General features: G+C 42.4%; 14 protein-coding genes. 13 read left to right on the top strand and 1 reads right to left on the bottom strand.

Translation table 11 applies throughout. From position 1 onward, the window contains the following. Positions 1 to 70 precede the first annotated feature (70 nt). The 8 genes from dxs to FKZ59_RS00560 all read left to right on the top strand — a co-directional run bounded on the left by dxs (position 71) and on the right by FKZ59_RS00560 (position 9,708). Positions 71 to 1,975, top strand: coding sequence for a 1-deoxy-D-xylulose-5-phosphate synthase (gene dxs / locus FKZ59_RS00595; RefSeq protein ID WP_141600792.1), 1,905 nt, complete (start codon positions 71 to 73; stop codon positions 1,973 to 1,975). After that, a complete protein-coding gene (locus FKZ59_RS00590; RefSeq protein WP_141600791.1) occupies positions 1,972 to 2,790 on the top strand; it encodes a TlyA family RNA methyltransferase in 819 nt (272 codons plus the stop codon). Before dxs ends, FKZ59_RS00590 begins: the two co-directional genes overlap by 4 nt. 104 nt (positions 2,791 to 2,894) lie before the next feature. Beyond that, on the top strand, positions 2,895 to 3,344 hold the full coding sequence (ahrC, locus tag FKZ59_RS00585; protein WP_141600790.1) for a transcriptional regulator AhrC/ArgR: 450 nt from the start codon (positions 2,895 to 2,897) through the stop codon (positions 3,342 to 3,344). Between the two features lie 15 nt (positions 3,345 to 3,359). Continuing rightward, the gene (gene recN / locus FKZ59_RS00580; protein WP_141600789.1) at positions 3,360 to 5,087 is read left to right on the top strand and encodes a DNA repair protein RecN; all 1,728 of its coding nucleotides are present in this window, start codon (positions 3,360 to 3,362) and stop codon (positions 5,085 to 5,087) included. Between the two features lie 133 nt (positions 5,088 to 5,220). After that, positions 5,221 to 6,171 carry a SpoIVB peptidase S55 domain-containing protein gene (locus FKZ59_RS00575; RefSeq protein ID WP_141600788.1) on the top strand — a complete coding sequence of 317 codons (951 nt, stop codon included), beginning with the start codon at positions 5,221 to 5,223 and terminating at the stop codon, positions 6,169 to 6,171. Between the two features lie 236 nt (positions 6,172 to 6,407). Then, positions 6,408 to 7,199, top strand: coding sequence for a sporulation transcription factor Spo0A (spo0A, locus tag FKZ59_RS00570; protein WP_141600787.1), 792 nt, complete (start codon positions 6,408 to 6,410; stop codon positions 7,197 to 7,199). A gap of 347 nt (positions 7,200 to 7,546) precedes the next feature. After that, positions 7,547 to 7,954, top strand: a complete 408-nt coding sequence (locus tag FKZ59_RS00565) for a DUF3908 family protein (RefSeq protein ID WP_141600786.1) — start codon at positions 7,547 to 7,549, stop codon at positions 7,952 to 7,954. 188 nt (positions 7,955 to 8,142) lie between these two features. Continuing rightward, the gene (locus FKZ59_RS00560; protein ID WP_141600785.1) at positions 8,143 to 9,708 is read left to right on the top strand and encodes a DUF342 domain-containing protein; all 1,566 of its coding nucleotides are present in this window, start codon (positions 8,143 to 8,145) and stop codon (positions 9,706 to 9,708) included. 44 nt (positions 9,709 to 9,752) lie between these two features. Here the strand turns inward: FKZ59_RS00560 and FKZ59_RS00555 are convergent, their stop codons facing one another. Then, positions 9,753 to 10,016 (bottom strand): DUF2627 domain-containing protein, encoded by a 264-nt coding sequence (locus FKZ59_RS00555; RefSeq protein ID WP_141600784.1) that lies wholly within the window; start codon positions 10,014 to 10,016, stop codon positions 9,753 to 9,755. Positions 10,017 to 10,296: 280 nt separating this feature from the next. Between FKZ59_RS00555 and FKZ59_RS00550 the strand changes: the two genes are divergently transcribed. Genes FKZ59_RS00550 through FKZ59_RS00530 form a run of 5 tightly spaced genes read left to right on the top strand, consistent with a single transcriptional unit; the run spans position 10,297 to position 16,170 of the window. Continuing rightward, positions 10,297 to 11,403, top strand: coding sequence for a Glu/Leu/Phe/Val dehydrogenase dimerization domain-containing protein (locus tag FKZ59_RS00550; RefSeq protein ID WP_141600783.1), 1,107 nt, complete (start codon positions 10,297 to 10,299; stop codon positions 11,401 to 11,403). A gap of 33 nt (positions 11,404 to 11,436) precedes the next feature. Next, the gene (gene lpdA / locus FKZ59_RS00545) at positions 11,437 to 12,864 is read left to right on the top strand and encodes a dihydrolipoyl dehydrogenase (protein WP_141600782.1); all 1,428 of its coding nucleotides are present in this window, start codon (positions 11,437 to 11,439) and stop codon (positions 12,862 to 12,864) included. 30 nt (positions 12,865 to 12,894) lie between these two features. After that, positions 12,895 to 13,890, top strand: a complete 996-nt coding sequence (locus FKZ59_RS00540) for a thiamine pyrophosphate-dependent dehydrogenase E1 component subunit alpha (RefSeq protein WP_141600781.1) — start codon at positions 12,895 to 12,897, stop codon at positions 13,888 to 13,890. Position 13,891: 1 nt separating this feature from the next. Further along, positions 13,892 to 14,875 carry an alpha-ketoacid dehydrogenase subunit beta gene (locus tag FKZ59_RS00535; protein WP_141600780.1) on the top strand — a complete coding sequence of 328 codons (984 nt, stop codon included), beginning with the start codon at positions 13,892 to 13,894 and terminating at the stop codon, positions 14,873 to 14,875. 11 nt (positions 14,876 to 14,886) lie between these two features. Then, complete coding sequence (locus FKZ59_RS00530; RefSeq protein ID WP_141600779.1) at positions 14,887 to 16,170, top strand: dihydrolipoamide acetyltransferase family protein; 1,284 nt, start codon at positions 14,887 to 14,889, stop codon at positions 16,168 to 16,170. Positions 16,171 to 16,194: the final 24 nt, after the last annotated feature.

Here is a 16,194-nt window from a genome sequence, read left to right as displayed (position 1 = left end):
AGTGGATTTACCTTGTTATAATGAAATGACAACCTCAAAGCGAATAAACTGAAGAAAAGGTGTGTGAGAGATGGATTTAACGACAATTACTGGTCCATCCTTTTTAAAAAAACTCAATCGACAACAACTGGAGGAATTGGCTCAAGATATTCGGGATTTTTTGATTGAAAAATGCTCAAAAACCGGTGGACATATCGGACCGAATTTAGGTGTTGTGGAACTGACGATTGCGTTGCATCGGGCGTTCAACAGCCCTTTCGATAAAATCTTATGGGATGTAGGGCATCAAGCCTATGTCCACAAAATATTGACGGGCCGTGCCGCCCAATTTGATACGCTGCGGCAATATAAAGGTTTAAGCGGCTTTCCGAAACGGGCGGAAAGCATCCATGATGAATGGGAAACAGGACACAGCTCCACTTCTTTGTCTGCCGCGATGGGAATGGCCATAGCGCGGGACATTAAAAAGGAAAATCATTATATTGTACCGATTATTGGAGATGGCGCTTTAACAGGCGGAATGGCTTTGGAGGCTTTGAACCACATCGGCCATGAAAAAAGAAGAATGATTGTGATTTTAAATGACAATGAAATGTCCATCGCTCCGAATGTCGGGGCTTTGCACAATATTTTGGGAAGATTGAGAACGGCAAAAGAGTATTCAAAGGCAAAAGAAGAATTGGAGTCGATGATGAAACGGATCCCTGTTGTGGGCGGCAAGCTTGCCCAGGCTGCCGATCGGGTAAAGGACAGTTTGAAGTACTTGGTCGTATCCGGCGTATTTTTCGAGGAAATGGGATTCAAATATTTAGGACCGATTGATGGACATGATTTTGATGCGTTGGAAAAAACGTTGGAATATGCGAAAAAAGTGGATGACCGCCCGGTTCTAGTCCATGTGGTTACAAAAAAAGGGAAAGGTTATAAACCTGCGGAAGAGGATAAAATCGGCACATGGCATGGAACGGGACCATATAAAATTGAAACAGGGGCATTTATACAAAATAAAGCGAAAGGTCCTTCCTGGTCGAGCCTTGTTTCGGAAACAGTCCGCAAATTGATGAAAGAGGATCAGCGGATTGTGGCCATCACCCCTGCGATGCCGGTCGGTTCAAAGATGGAAGGTATTCAAAAGGACTTTCCGGACCGTTTCTTTGATGTAGGCATTGCGGAACAACATGCGGCAACGATGGCTGCGGGGCTTGCGACCCAAAATATGAAACCGTTTTTAGCGATTTATTCGACATTTTTGCAACGCGCATATGACCAAGTATTGCATGATATTGCGCGACAAAAGCTGAATGTGTTCATCGGCATCGACCGCGCCGGTCTCGTCGGCGCTGACGGCGATACGCATCAGGGGGTTTTTGATATTGCATTTTTGAGACATATCCCTAATGTCGTCATCATGATGCCAAAAGACGAAAATGAAGGTCAACACATGGTAAAAACGGCCATTGACTATAATGAGGGGCCAATCGCACTCAGATATCCACGCGGCAATGGACTCGGCGTTCCGCTTGATGAAGAGCTGCACACGATTCCGATCGGTACATGGGAAGTGCTCAGGGAAGGAAATGATGCAGCGATCCTGACTTTTGGTACAACGATTCCGATGGCTATGGAAGCGGCAGAAGAATTGTCAAAACGGAACATTCATGTAAAAGTGGTGAATGCCCGTTTCATCAAGCCTCTCGATGAGGAAATGCTGCACGAAATCATGGGCCGAAACATCCCGATCTTGACAATTGAAGAAGGGGTGTTGAAAGGCGGTTTTGGCAGCGCCATTTTGGAATTCGCCAGCGACAATCAATACCATCACATAAAAATTGACCGGATTGGAATTCCGGACCGGTTCGTAGACCATGGCAGCGTCGACTTGTTGTTGGAAGAACTGCATATTACGAAAGATGAAACCATTGCCCGCATCGAATCTTTAGTAAAAAATAAAGCGTTGGGTAAAAAGACCGTATGACGAAAACGCCGAAAGAACGGGCAGATGTGCTGCTCGTTCAACGGGGATTGTGTGAAACCCGGGAAAAAGCCAAAAGGGCTATTATGGCGGGCATAGTTTATTCAAAAGAAGCGAGAATAGACAAACCGGGAGAAAAAATTCCGGTCGATGCGCCTTTGGAAATCAAGGGTGAGCAATTAAAATATGTAAGTCGTGGCGGATTAAAACTGGAAAAAGCGTTGAAAGAGTTCGATTTAAATGTGGAAGGAAAACTGGTGCTTGACATCGGAGCTTCCACCGGCGGATTTACAGATTGCGCACTTCAAAATGGGGCGAAACATTGCTATGCATTGGATGTAGGTTCCAATCAATTGGCCTGGAAGCTGCGGAAGGACGAACGGGTTACCGTTATGGAAAAAACGAATTTCCGCTATTCAAAACCGGAAGATTTTACAATGGGATTGCCGGATTTTGCGACAATCGACGTATCATTTATTTCTTTGTCGCTGATTTTGCCGGTATTGTATAATATTTTGCTTCCTGGAGGGGACGTCGTTGCCCTTGTCAAACCGCAATTTGAAGCGGGAAAAGAGAAAGTGGGAAAAAAAGGGATTGTCCGCGATCCCAAAACCCATTTGGAAGTGTTGGAGAAAACGGCAAGAATGGCTGAAGAAACCGGCTTTGCCGTAAAAAATGCAACTTATTCCCCGATTACCGGGGGAGAAGGGAATATTGAATTTTTATTCCACTTGGTAAAACCTCAGGAAGGGCAGGAAGTGATTCCATTTACAGATTTTAAAAAAGTTGTGGAACAGGCCCATCAAGAATTCCGTTAATACTGGCAGGGAATGGCAATGGTCATTCCCTATTTTTACTTGATGAATAAACAATTGTAATGATAGTATAAATATACATTTATATTCATTAAGAGGTGCTAGGTATGAGTAAAGGTCAACGGCATATGAAAATACGTGAAATCATAGCAAACAATGAAATTGAAACTCAGGAAGAACTGGTGGCAGCTTTAAAAGAAGCAGGTTTTAATGTGACGCAAGCCACTGTATCCAGGGATATTAAAGAATTGCACTTGGTCAAAGTTCCTCTTCCGGATGGGCGTTATAAGTACAGCTTGCCGGCAGATCAGCGGTTCAATCCGCTGCAAAAATTGCAAAGGGCGTTAACGGACTCTTTTGTCAGTATTGATGGCGTGGCCCATTTTTTGATGCTGAAAACTTTGCCGGGCAACGGAAATGCGGTTGCGGTGTTGATTGACCATTTGGAATGGCCTGAAGTATTGGGTACGTTATCCGGAGATGATACAATCTTGATTATTGTCAGGGAAGAAGAACAGCGTGAAATCATTAAACAGCGAATTTTAGATTTACTTTAATTCGAGGTGGTCCGTTTGTTGAAAGAGCTGAATATTCGAAACTTCGCCATTATTGAAGAATTGGCCGTCACTTTTGAAAACGGTTTGACGGTTTTGACGGGGGAAACAGGCGCGGGTAAATCGATTATCATCGATGCTGTCCATATGCTGACCGGCGGCCGTGCAAGCCAGGAGTTTGTCCGTCATGGGGCGAAAAAAGCGGAACTTTCGGGTTTATTCTTTGTACCCGACCATCATCCGGTGTTTGAAAAGTTAACGGAAGTGGGGATCGATGTTGAAGAGGATGAAGGGACAATCATTTTGCGACGGGATATCAATGAAAATGGAAAAAGCGTTTGCAGGGTGAACGGCAAACTGGTTCCTTTATCCGTTTTGAGGGAAATCGGCTCCACATTGGTGGATATTCACGGACAGCATGAAAACCAGGAATTGATGGATGAAAAACGGCACATATTTTTGCTTGACCAATTTGCAGAAAAACAATTGCGGCCGATTAAAGAAAAATATCATCGGTTATATGAAAAATACCGTTCATTAAAAAAAGAAGTGCAGGCGATCAATATCAATGAACAGCAAATTGCCCAGCGGATTGACTTATATCAATTCCAGATTCAGGAACTCGAAGATGCCAAATTGTCTGTAAAAGAAGAAGAAATGTTGTTGGAAGAAAGGAAACGATTGCAAAACTTCCATAAGATCTATGAGCATGCCATCAATGCATACGAAGCAATTTCCGGCGAAATGAAAGGCCTGGATTATATTGGTGAAGCCATGAGCGCTTTGGAAGACATTGTACAGCTGGATGAACAGTTCATCGATTCTTATGAAGCGGTATCTTCTTCTTTTTATGCACTGCAGGATGCATCCTATCAAATCAAAAGCGTAATCGACGAACTTGAATTTGATCCGGAACGTTTAAATGAAGTGGAATCCCGCCTTGCCCAATATCAAATGCTAAAAAGAAAATACGGAAGCACCGTCGAAGAGATCATTACATATTATGAAAAAATCAAGAAAGAGTTAAACACGTTGCTGCATCGTGATGAAGCCCTTCAACAAAAAGAACAACAGTTGAGAAAATTGGAAGAGGAATTGGAAAATTTATGCGATGAGTTAACGAAAGTACGCAAAAAATGTGCAACCCAGTTAAGTGAAGCCATCATGAACGAACTTCGTGATTTGCATATGGAAAAGGCGAAATTTATCGTTCAGTTTGACCGGTTAAATAATTTCGACATGAATGGGAAAGACTATATATCATTCTACATCTCCACTAATGTCGGCGAACCGCCCAAATCTTTGCCAAAAATTGCCTCTGGTGGGGAATTATCGAGAATTATGCTTGCGTTAAAAACGATTTTTTCATCAAAATCCCAAATCACTTCCATTATTTTTGATGAAGTGGATACCGGAGTAAGCGGTCGGGTTGCGCAGTCGATCGCAGAAAAAATCGCCAATATTTCCCTTAATTCTCAAGTATTATGCATTTCCCATTTGCCGCAAGTCGCAGCAATGGCTGACCAGCATTATTTAATTTCCAAACAAGTGGAAAAAAATCGCACCTATACAACCGTCGAAAAAATAGTTGAAGAAAAACGGGTGGAAGAAATCAGCCGAATGATGAGCGGCACGGAAATTACGGAATTGACCATGCAACACGCCCGTGAGTTATTGCAGCTGGCGAATGAAAAGAAAAACGAAATAAAACATGGATTGGCATCCAAAGGTTCACTTCCGGTTTAGCAATACGGCCATCAGCAGGCGAATATACTGTTTTTTCTAGAAATGAAAGTACCTAAGCGACAAATATTTACCTCACATTAATAAAAGAAGAGTTACACATAGTAAAGTTACATACATTTTGAGGAGGTGGACTATGAAATGCCGTTTGCATAATCTGTTGATTTATCTTGTGCTTGTCATCGCCTTTTTAACACCTTCAGCAGTGGCCGAAGCGAAAAAATTGATTCCAATGGGGGAATCGATCGGTATACAGCTGGAGCTGCCATTTGTTTATGTGGCACATGATGTGCTGTTGCCCAATGGCCAGTGGCTGAAAAAAGGGGAAATCATTAAGGAAGTCAATGGGAAGCATATCGAATCAATTGAGATGTTAAAGGCATCCATCACGGAAAATCAAAATACGCTGACCATCAAAAAAGACTCCGGTCAAACGAGAACCATCACCATCACAAACGAACAGGCGAATAACATCCTTCCTTTTATAAAAGATGAAACGGATGGTATCGGAACATTAACATTCATCGATCCCGAAACTAAAGAATATGGAGCATTGGGGCATCAAATCATCGACGGGGTTTTAAACAAACCCCCTGAGTTCACGGAGGGCTCTATTTTTTTAGCCTCAATTGAGCAAATTAAAAAATCCAGTCCCGGGAACCCTGGTTATAAAATTTCTGTGATCAATTCGGATGATATCCGTTTGGGGAATATTTCCTCCAATGATATTTACGGCATTTTTGGGAATTGGGAATCTGACATAAATCAGATTATGCGTAAACCGATTGAGATTATGCATGATGATGAAATACAATTGGGCAAGGCAGAGCTTTTGACAGCCATCGAAGGTTCAAAAGTCGAAAGTTTTATCATCGAAATCGTGAAAATTGAAGATAATTTTTTACAATTCGAAATAACAGATAAAAAATTGTTATCCAAAACCGGCGGCATTTTACAAGGAATGAGCGGAAGCCCTATTTTGCAAAACGGGAAATTTGTCGGAGCAGTCACCCATATGTTTGTCGAACAACCTGCCCGTGGTGCGGCCATAACCCTATCGGAAATGCTAAAAAAGAAACCGGATTAATACAAAAAGACTACATCGAGCATTCGGTGTGGTCTTTTTTTGATAATTGAATTAAAAAATTGTATTAAAATAATTTTTTGCAAAACAAATTTTGTCAAATAATACAGAAACTTTCCGACTACATTCTTATTTTTAAAATTAGAAAGGTATTTCTAAAAAAATGTCGAAAACTATATTGTCAAGTAAACCGAAACTATGACATATTTATGAGGGAGAAGGTTAAAGGGGGAATTGATGTGACGAAAATCAAAGTTGCAATTGCTGACGATAATCGGGATTTAGTGAAAACAATGGAACAATATTTCGAAAATCATCCGGACATCGAAATAGTCGCTACGGCTTCCAACGGGAAATTGTGTCTAAATATGCTTGAAGAATATAAACCGGATATTTTGTTATTGGATATCATCATGCCTCATTTGGATGGGATGGGCGTTCTTCAGGAGATCTATAACGATGAACGTTTCCGTGATATTCAGGTAATCATGTTGACCGCTTTTGGACAAGAGGATGTAATGAAACAGGCCGTTACATACGGGGCTTCCTATTTTATGTTAAAGCCGTTCGAGTTCGATCAGCTTGTTCAGAAAATTATGCATTGTGCAGGACAAAAACGGGAAACATTTAAACGTAACAGTATCCTGCAGCCTGAATCGACAGGAAAAGTGAACCAGAGACAACTTGATACAACGATAACATCCATTATCAAAGAAATCGGCGTACCTGCCCATATCAAAGGCTACGCTTATTTGAGAGAAGCGATCCTAATGGTTTACCATGATATTGATTTACTGGGTTCCGTAACGAAAATATTGTATCCGGAAATCGCGAAAAAATTTGGTACAACTCCTTCCCGTGTCGAACGCGCGATCCGTCACGCCATCGAAGTCGCATGGAATCGAGGCAATTACGAATCCATTTCCCAAATGTTCGGTTACACAGTACATCATCTGAAATCAAAGCCTACAAACTCCGAATTCATCGCCATGATCGCGGACAAAATCCGCTTAGAACTGGTTGCTTCATAATAAAATGAAATCTGGATGTATCATGGACTTTCTGCATTTGTAAATATTTTGTATTTGGAAGCATTGGTTTTCCAAATGGATGATGCGCACCATTTATTGGGTCGGTCCTGATAAATGGGTGCGCTTTTTTGCGTTCAGCAAGGATGTAAGTGGGAAAAAGATGCTCATGGAATATGGAAATAATGAAGCGGAACAAGGAAAATCTGTTCCCAACCAAACGGTTTCATTGTAGCTGCAGAAAAGCGGCAGGCTTTGTACATAAGTTTGTAAATTTCATGCGGAAAAACCTCATTCTCCTGACTTTAGCACCATTGTATAATGATGGTAGATAGGAGGGAGATGTGTGTATGGACCAACTGCAATTCGAGGACTTATTATTTAAAAAATCGTATCCATATGTCTTTAAAGAAGCACATCAGACCATCAAGGAGTTCTATACAGATTTTAAAGGCTTTTATGCCAAGAATTTCTTTAATAATAAAGAAACGGAGCTGTATTATTTTTTAGCGGATTCGGTTGTCAAAGTGGAATTTAACTATGATCCGAAACTAGAAACTTATAAATTCCCATACAAGATCAGACAATATAAAAGCAAGATCAATAGAAAAGATTTGACATATGCTGATTCAGAGGTTGAATTAACGTTGGAATTGGAAGACAATACAATCTTTTATTTCAACAGCAAAGATGACAGCAATGAAAAATGGCAAGAAAGCTATGCTGAAAATATTATTTCAATATTCAAAGTTATTTAATGTTCCAAACCACATCGGCATGATGTGGTTTTTCTTTTCCTTTGATTGAAACATGAAGTGGATGTTCCCAAGGGAAATAAGTTGGATATTTTTTCTCGCATATCAAATTTTTTTCTTTTTTTATTAAACAAAAAACGAAAAATTTATATTATACTCATCTTATCTGATAGATAAAGAGGTGAGACCGGGTGCGCATTTTTGGAAATGAATTTTTTGAGATTGTGGAAGAAAACGGAAAAGTTTTCATCAACACTTTCAAAAAAGGATTTTCAATCAGGCAGATGGATGACATTTTTCGGAAGTTTCCCCGGATCAAAGTGACAAATTTTTTAAATTTAAAAATTGCTTTGCAGGAAGCAGCAGGACAGCCGGAAGAAATTGGATATTGGCTGCCGCCGATGAAAATTGAAGTATCCAAAGACCGGATGACGGCCCAACTATTTGTATATGAGCCGAACGTGCTGGAAGATGAGAAGGCATTTCGGGAAGCTCTGGAAGATTTATTAGAACAAGAGAAGATTATTTTTGGAATAAAAGAAATTGATGTTCATTCAATTATGATTGCCAAACCCGTCGTCGTCGCCGAGGGAACCAAACCGGTTAAAGGCGAGGATGCCAAAATTACCTATCTGAAAATTCCGGAAAGAAAACCGGTTATAAGGGAAGACGGCAAAGCGGATTATTTTGATATGAACTTCATTTTTGAAATTAATCAGAATGATTGGTTGGGGGAAAAAATTCCACCGAAACCGGGAATCAATGGGAAAAATGTCTTTGGAGAAGAGATTCCAGCTCCTCCCGGTAAAGACAAGCCGCTGAAATACGACCGGAAGTCCGCTTATGAATCGGTAGAAGACGGGAAAATCGTGCTTCGCGCTTTGACAAAAGGTGTCGTGGAGGAACGGCATGGTTTTTTGACGGTGAGCCGACATTTGCCAATTAATGGCGATGTAGGGGTTGAGACAGGGAACATCGATTTTGATGGGTCCATCACCATCCGGGGAACGGTGCAGAAAGGTTTCAGCGTCATTGCGACCGGGGATATTTCCATTGAAGGATTGGAAGGCGTCACAGGAGCAAAAACCATCGAATCCAGGGAAGGGGACATCTACATAAAAGGCGGGGTGTTCGGATTAGGCCAAACGGACATAAAGGCGGGCGGCAGCATTTATGTAAAACACGTGAATGAAGCGAATTTATTTGCAAAGAAAAATATTGTCGTCGGCTTCTACTCTTTCAACTCTTTCCTGCAAGCGGATTCCATACTGTTGGACGAAGAAAATGGGAAAATCATCGGGGGAAAGGCGATTGCGAAAAATACAATCGTCACGGCTGTTTCGGGAAACCGCATGGAAAGACGGACGGACTTGATCATTCGATCCTTAGATCGCCAAGAAGGATATCAAATCATTCAAAGAAAAGCGGCGTTATTAAAATCCCTGCAGGAAGAAATTTTGCGATTAAACAATAATATTGAAAAGTTATCGTCATTCAAAGAAAATCTGCGCCAGGCGCAGTTGAAGACGTTAAAGCAAATGCAGGAAATGCTGGAAAACAAAAAGCAGCAGATGCTCCAATTGGATTTTGAAATCCAGGAATTGATGAGAGACATAAAATCGGCAGGGCAAGGCGAAATCATCGTCAAAAAAGAAGCTTATCCGGGAACATTGATTCAAATCGGAAATAAAGGGTCTTTGTTATCGAGTTTGACGAAAGGAAGATTTTCGAGGGAACTTGGGGAATTAAATGCATAAAAATGCGTTCAATGAAAGGGCAACTCCTTCATTGAACGCATTTTTTATTTTATTTTCATTTCTCTTGTTTCATCTTTCTTTTGAAATCTTGGCGCTACCCGTCCCCTTTTGCGGTCTCTGTGCAATAAGTAGCCGGCAAAAAAGCCGATTCCGGCAACTGCAAAGATCAGGCCCACAAGAAATTGCAGCCATAACCAAGGAAATGGGGAAATTAAAATGCCATATAGCGTGTCTCTCATAAATTTGATTCCAGCCCCGGCGATCAGAGCGGGAATTAATAAGACGATAAATGCAATCAAACGGGCCATGAAATAACCTCCTTTACAATTACTTCAATTTTACATTGTAGAAAAGCGGTGTCAAGATTCGACAAATAAATGCCAATATTTTATAAGGAATCTTCATATAAATTATACCAGTAATATAATACACGAAAAGAGCGAATAATCTGAAAATTAGGAAAAGAAGGATTTCCGGTGTTTCTAGTTGATTATTGGGTAAATAAAAAGTATTGTAAAGTAAAAAATGTTATGAAATAGAAAATTTATAAATTAAATAGCGGATTCATTCATTTCTTAACAGGAGGGAATAACATTGGAAATCTTTAAGTATATGGAGAAATATGATTATGAACAATTGATTTTTTGCCATGACCAAAATTCCGGATTAAAGGCGATTATCGCCATTCACGATACAACCCTTGGACCTGCCTTGGGCGGGGCCCGCATGTGGCCGTACAAGTCGGAAGAGGAAGCCATAGAGGATGCATTGAGGCTTGCCCGGGGCATGACTTATAAAAACGCCATCAGCGGCTTAAATCTGGGAGGAGGAAAAACGGTCATTATCGGCGATCCGTCGAAAGATAAAAATGAAGAAATGTTCCGGGCGTTGGGACGGTATATCCAAAGTTTAAACGGGCGTTATATTACGGCGGAAGACGTCGGTACAACAGAGGAAGACATGAACCTTATTTATGAAGAAACGGATTATGTAACAGGGGTATCGCCGAGTTTCGGTTCATCCGGAAACCCTTCTCCTGTAACTGCTTACGGCGTATATTTGGGCATGAAGGCGAGCGCCAAGGAAGCTTTTGGGGATGACAGTCTGAAAGGAAAGCGGATTGCCGTTCAAGGATTGGGCAATGTTGCGTATCATTTGTGCAAATATTTGCATGAAGAAGGAGCCCAACTGATTGTGGCGGATATCAATGAAGCCAAAGTGAAAAAGGCGGTGAAAGAATTCGGGGCAGAAGCGGTAGAACCGAATGACATTTATAGGCAGGAAGCGGATATTTTCTCTCCATGTGCGCTTGGTGCCATCATCAACGACGAAACGATTCCGCAATTGAGAGCGAAAGTCATTGCCGGTTCGGCAAACAACCAGCTAAAAGAATCACGGCATGGCCAAATACTCCATGAAATGGGAATCATCTATGCTCCGGATTATGTCATCAATGCCGGCGGAGTAATCAACGTAGCCGACGAGTTATACGGTTACAACAGAGAACGGGCAATGAAGCGGGTTGAAACGATTTACGATACGTTAACAAAAATCTTTAAAACATCAAAAGAAGAAAACATACCGACCTATTTGGCCGCCAACCGGCTGGCTGAAGAGCGGATCAACAGCGTTTTAAAATCTAGGAAGCAATTCTTGCGGAAAGAGAAAAATATTTTAAGCAGAAAACTATTATAGTTGATATTTGAATTTTATTCGGGAGGGATGGCTTTGGCTCGTGAATATGATGTAGTTGTGATTGGCGGAGGTACCGGAGGATATGTCGCAGCAATCCGTGCCGCACAGCTTGGCATGAAAACAGCCGTTGTTGAAAAAGAACATTTGGGAGGGACTTGCCTTCACAAAGGCTGCATCCCGACAAAAACATTTTTAAGGAGCGCAGAAATTTACCGCGATGCAAAAAAAGCGAAACATTTTGGCGTGCAAATTTCAAAGATCGGTTTGAATTTGCCGCAATTGCAGCAGCGGAAACAGAACGTGATAGAACAATTGCATCAGGGTATCCGGGGATTAATGAAGAAAGGAAAAATTGACTGCTATTACGGAACAGGAAGGCTATTAGGACCATCCATTTTTTCTCCAATGGCCGGTGGGACGGTTTCCGTTGAAATGAATGATGGCTCAGAGAATGTAATGCTGCTTCCGAAACACGTCATACTTGCAACAGGAGCCAAGCCACGTCCTTTAAAAGGTATTGAATTTGATGGCAAAACGGTTTTAAATTCCGACCATTTGCTGGAATTAAAGGAGCTTCCAAAATCGATCATCATTGTTGGAGGCGGCGTCATCGGAATTGAATGGGCCTCTTGTTTAAACGATTTTGGTGTCCAAGTGACCGTATTGGAATACGGGGAACGGATTTTGCCTCAAGAAGATGCTTCCATCTCAAAGGAAATGGAAAAACAATTAATAAAACGAGGAATCGAAATCGTAACGAATGCGGAAGTGTCCCCCGAGGCGATCGAAAAAAGCGAAAATGCCGTAACTTTGAACGTTAAAGTAAAGGGCGACGACAAACAATTTATTGCAGAGAAAATGTTGATTTCAATCGGCCGGATTGGAAATGTTGAAAATATAGGCCTTGAAAACACGGAAATCGAAACCGAATCGTCTTTCATCAAAGTCAATGATGTTTACCAAACAAAAGAAAAACATATTTACGCCATCGGGGACTGCATCGGCGGGGCCCAACTGGCACACGTTGCCGCAAGCGAAGCGATTGCGGCGGTGGAACATATCGCTTCGGGAAAAAGAAAAACGGTGAATTACCGCCAAATTCCCCGCTGTGTTTATTCGTTTCCGGAGGTTGCAAGCATCGGGCTGACCGAAGAAGAGGCAAAATCGTTGAACTATGATGTAAAAATCGGTTCCTTTCCATTTAAGGGCGTTGGAAAAGCGGTAGTTCAGGGGGATGCGGAAGGGTTTGTAAAAATTATTGCGGACAAAGCAACCGATGATCTGCTGGGAGTGCACATGATTGGCCCCCATGTGACGAATTTGATCTCGGAAGCCTCCTTGGCGCTTCTCTTAGATGCCACACCTTGGGAGATTGGAGAAGCGATTCATCCTCATCCGTCATTGAGCGAGGTTTTTTACGAAGCAGCGTTGGCGGTGGACGGGAAAGCGATTCATTTTTAATTTCGTGTTCCGCGAAAGGGGAGTATGTGAATGACCAATTTACATCATGTTGAGTTGGGTTTGACTGACCAAGACGTGTTAAAAATGTACGAAACCATGCTTTTGGCCCGAAGATTGGACGAACGGATGTGGCTGTTAAACCGGGCCGGAAAAATTCCATTTGTCATTTCCTGCCAGGGGCATGAAGCAGCCCAGGTCGGAGCCGCCTTCGCCCTGGACCCAGGAAGGGATTATATCGCCCCTTATTACCGGGATATGGGCGTTGTGCTGCATTTCGGGATGACACCTCGGGAGTTAATGTTATCGGCATTTGCAAAAGCGGAAGATCCAAATTCGGGAGGAAGGCAAATGCCGGGGCATTTCGGATATAAAAAGAAACGGATTTTGACCGGATCATCGCCTGTGGCAACACAAGTTCCCCATGCCGTCGGGGTAGCGTTGGCAGGAAAAATGCAAAATAAGGATTATGTTTCTTTCGTTACACTGGGGGAGGGTTCGACCAACCAAGGCGATTTCCACGAAGGTGCCAATTTTGCGGGAGTGCATAAACTGCCTGTCATTATAATGGTAGAAAATAATCAGTACGCGATTTCGGTGCCGGTTGATAAACAGTTGGGAGGAAGAGTGGCCGACAGGGCGCTTGGATACGGAATGCATGGGGTCTCCGTTGACGGGAAAAATCCTTTGGCCGTTTATCAAGTGATGAAAGAAGCGGTGGAACGTGCCCGTCGCGGCGAAGGACCGAGCTTGATTGAAGCGGTCACTTACCGCTTGACAAGCCATTCTTCCGATGATGACGACAAGTATCGTTCATTGGAGGAAATAGCGAAAGAAAAAGCGAACGATCCGTTGCTGCTGTTTGAAAAATATTTAATGGATGCGAATGTGGCGACAAAAGAATACCTCGAGGAAATGAATGATAAAATCATGGAAATCGTTGATGATGCAACGGATTATGCTGAAAAAGCTCCTTATGCTCCCCCTGAACATGCGTTGAAATTTGTCTATTGGGAAGGGGATGAATAAGATGGCGGTTCTATCTTTTATTGAAGCGATTCATTTGGCAATGAAAGAGGAAATGGAAAGGGACGAAAAAGTATTCATTTTAGGGGAGGATGTCGGTAAAAAAGGGGGGGTTTTTAAAGCTACCCAGGGCCTGTATGAACAATTTGGGGAATGGCGAGTGTTGGATACCCCTCTTTCTGAAAGCGCCATTGCAGGTGTGGCGATCGGAGCTGCAATGGTAGGGATGCGCCCCATAGCGGAAATGCAATTTGCCGATTTCATTTTGCCCGCTGTCAATCAAATTGTATCGGAAGCTGCCAAAATCCGTTACCGTTCAAACAATGATTGGAATTGTCCGATTGTCATCCGGGCGCCGTATGGAGGCGGAATCCATGGTGCGTTGTATCATTCTCAGTCGGTCGAGGCACTGTTTGCGAACACGCCGGGACTGAAAATTGTCATCCCTTCGAATCCTTATGATGCAAAAGGGTTGTTAAAAGCGAGCATCCGCGATGAAGATCCCGTTCTATTTTTCGAACATAAAAAAGCTTATCGGTTAATCAAAGGGGAAGTGCCTTCGGATGATTATGTGATTCCAATAGGAAAAGCGGATGTGAAACGGGAAGGGAATGATCTCACCGTGATTACCTACGGCCTATGCGTCCATTATGCCCTCCAAGCGGCGGATCGCCTTGCCGAGGATGGAATCGATGTGCATATATTGGATTTGCGGACAGTCTATCCTCTGGATAAAGAGGCCATCATTGAAGCGGCCAGCCGGACCGGAAAGGTGCTGCTTGTGACGGAGGATAACAAGGAAGGCAGCGTGATGAGCGAGGTTGCGGCAATCATTGCGGAATACTGCTTGTTCGAATTGGATGCACCAATCATGAGATTGGCGGGGCCGGATGTTCCGGCAATGCCTTATGCGCCGACAATGGAAAGATTTTTCATGATCAGTCCTGAAAAAATTGAACGGGCAATACGGGAATTGGCTGCCTTTTAAGGGGGATGTGTATGACAATAGAAAAAGTGATTATGCCTCAACTGGGAGAAAGCGTGACAGAAGGAACAATAGAAAAATGGCTTGTGAAACCCGGGGACTTTGTCAAAAAATACGATCCTATCGCGGAGATCATTTCGGATAAAGTGAATGCGGAAGTCCCTTCTTCGCATACAGGCATCGTAAAAGAAATCATCGGAAAAGAAGGGGAAACCTATCCTGTCGGCACGGTCATTTGTACGATTGAAATCTCCGAAGAAAAGGAATCCAATATAAGCGAAGCGATCCGGAATGCGACAAAATCCGATTTGAAAGTAAAAATCAATGAACCGGACTACGGTCAGTTGATTCCAAAACAAAAAAGCCGATATTCTCCGGCGGTATTGAAACTTGCCAGTGAACACAAAATTGATTTGGAGAAAATAACAGGAACCGGATTGAATGGCCGCATTACAAGAAAAGATGTGCTGCAATACATTGAATCGCAAAAAGACATGAGCCCGGTTTCCGCTGGGACAACTTCAAAAGAGATTGTCCAAACTCAAAAAGAAATCGTATCGTCCCAGCCGTCAACGCCGATTCAGATTGAAAAAAGCGCGGGAGATGCGGAAATCCCAATCACTGCCATTCGACGCGCCATAGCGAATAATATGGTGAGAAGCAAGCAGGAAATTCCGCATGCCTGGATGATGATGGAAGTGGATGTGACCAACTTGGTCGCATATCGGGATTCCATTAAGAAACAATTCAAGGAACAGGAAGGGTTCAACATCACGTATTTTGCATTTTTTGTCAAGGCGGTTGCCCAGGCATTAAAAGAATTCCCGATGTTGAATTCCGTTTGGGCAGGGGACAAAATCATACAAAAAAAGGATATCAATATATCCATTGCAGTAGCCACAGATGATGCCCTGTATGTGCCGGTAATCAAGCATGCGGATGAAAAATCCGTTAAAGGCATAGCAAGGGAAATTCATGAACTTTCCCAAAGAGTCCGAAATGGAACGTTGAAGAGCGAACATACCCAGGGCGGAACTTTCACCGTGAACAATACCGGAACATTCGGTTCGGTACAATCGATGGGCATTATTAATTATCCGCAAGCTGCCATTTTACAAGTGGAAGCAATTGTAAAACGTCCTGTCATCATCGATAACATGATTGCCATCAGGGATATGGTGAATTTATGTTTGTCCATAGATCATCGGATTTTAGACGGATTCATTTGCGGAAAATTTCTTAAAAGAGTAAAAGATATTCTCGAAAATACGAATTATTATGAAAAAACGGTTTATTAATAAATCCAGAAAGCCTTGTAATTC

Origin of the sequence: Ureibacillus terrenus (assembly GCF_006569205.1) — a bacterium.
GTDB classification, from domain to species: domain Bacteria; phylum Bacillota; class Bacilli; order Bacillales_A; family Planococcaceae; genus Ureibacillus; species Ureibacillus terrenus.
This window is presented reverse-complemented; position numbering and strand designations above follow the sequence as displayed.

Bases quoted from the DNA above. Each gene is read 5' to 3' on its own strand.
- FKZ59_RS00590 (WP_141600791.1), top strand. From the start codon at position 1,972: ATGACGAAAACGCCGAAAGAACGGGCAGATGTGCTGCTCGTTCAACGG.
- FKZ59_RS00575 (WP_141600788.1), top strand. From the start codon at position 5,221: ATGAAATGCCGTTTGCATAATCTGTTGATTTATCTTGTGCTTGTCATC.
- FKZ59_RS00535 (WP_141600780.1), top strand. From the start codon at position 13,892: ATGGCGGTTCTATCTTTTATTGAAGCGATTCATTTGGCAATGAAAGAG.
- FKZ59_RS00555 (WP_141600784.1), bottom strand. From the start codon at position 10,016: ATGGCCCGTTTGATTGCATTTATCGTCTTATTAATTCCCGCTCTGATC.
- dxs (WP_141600792.1), top strand. From the start codon at position 71: ATGGATTTAACGACAATTACTGGTCCATCCTTTTTAAAAAAACTCAAT.
- FKZ59_RS00530 (WP_141600779.1), top strand. From the start codon at position 14,887: ATGACAATAGAAAAAGTGATTATGCCTCAACTGGGAGAAAGCGTGACA.
- FKZ59_RS00565 (WP_141600786.1), top strand. From the start codon at position 7,547: ATGGACCAACTGCAATTCGAGGACTTATTATTTAAAAAATCGTATCCA.
- FKZ59_RS00540 (WP_141600781.1), top strand. From the start codon at position 12,895: ATGACCAATTTACATCATGTTGAGTTGGGTTTGACTGACCAAGACGTG.
- ahrC (WP_141600790.1), top strand. From the start codon at position 2,895: ATGAGTAAAGGTCAACGGCATATGAAAATACGTGAAATCATAGCAAAC.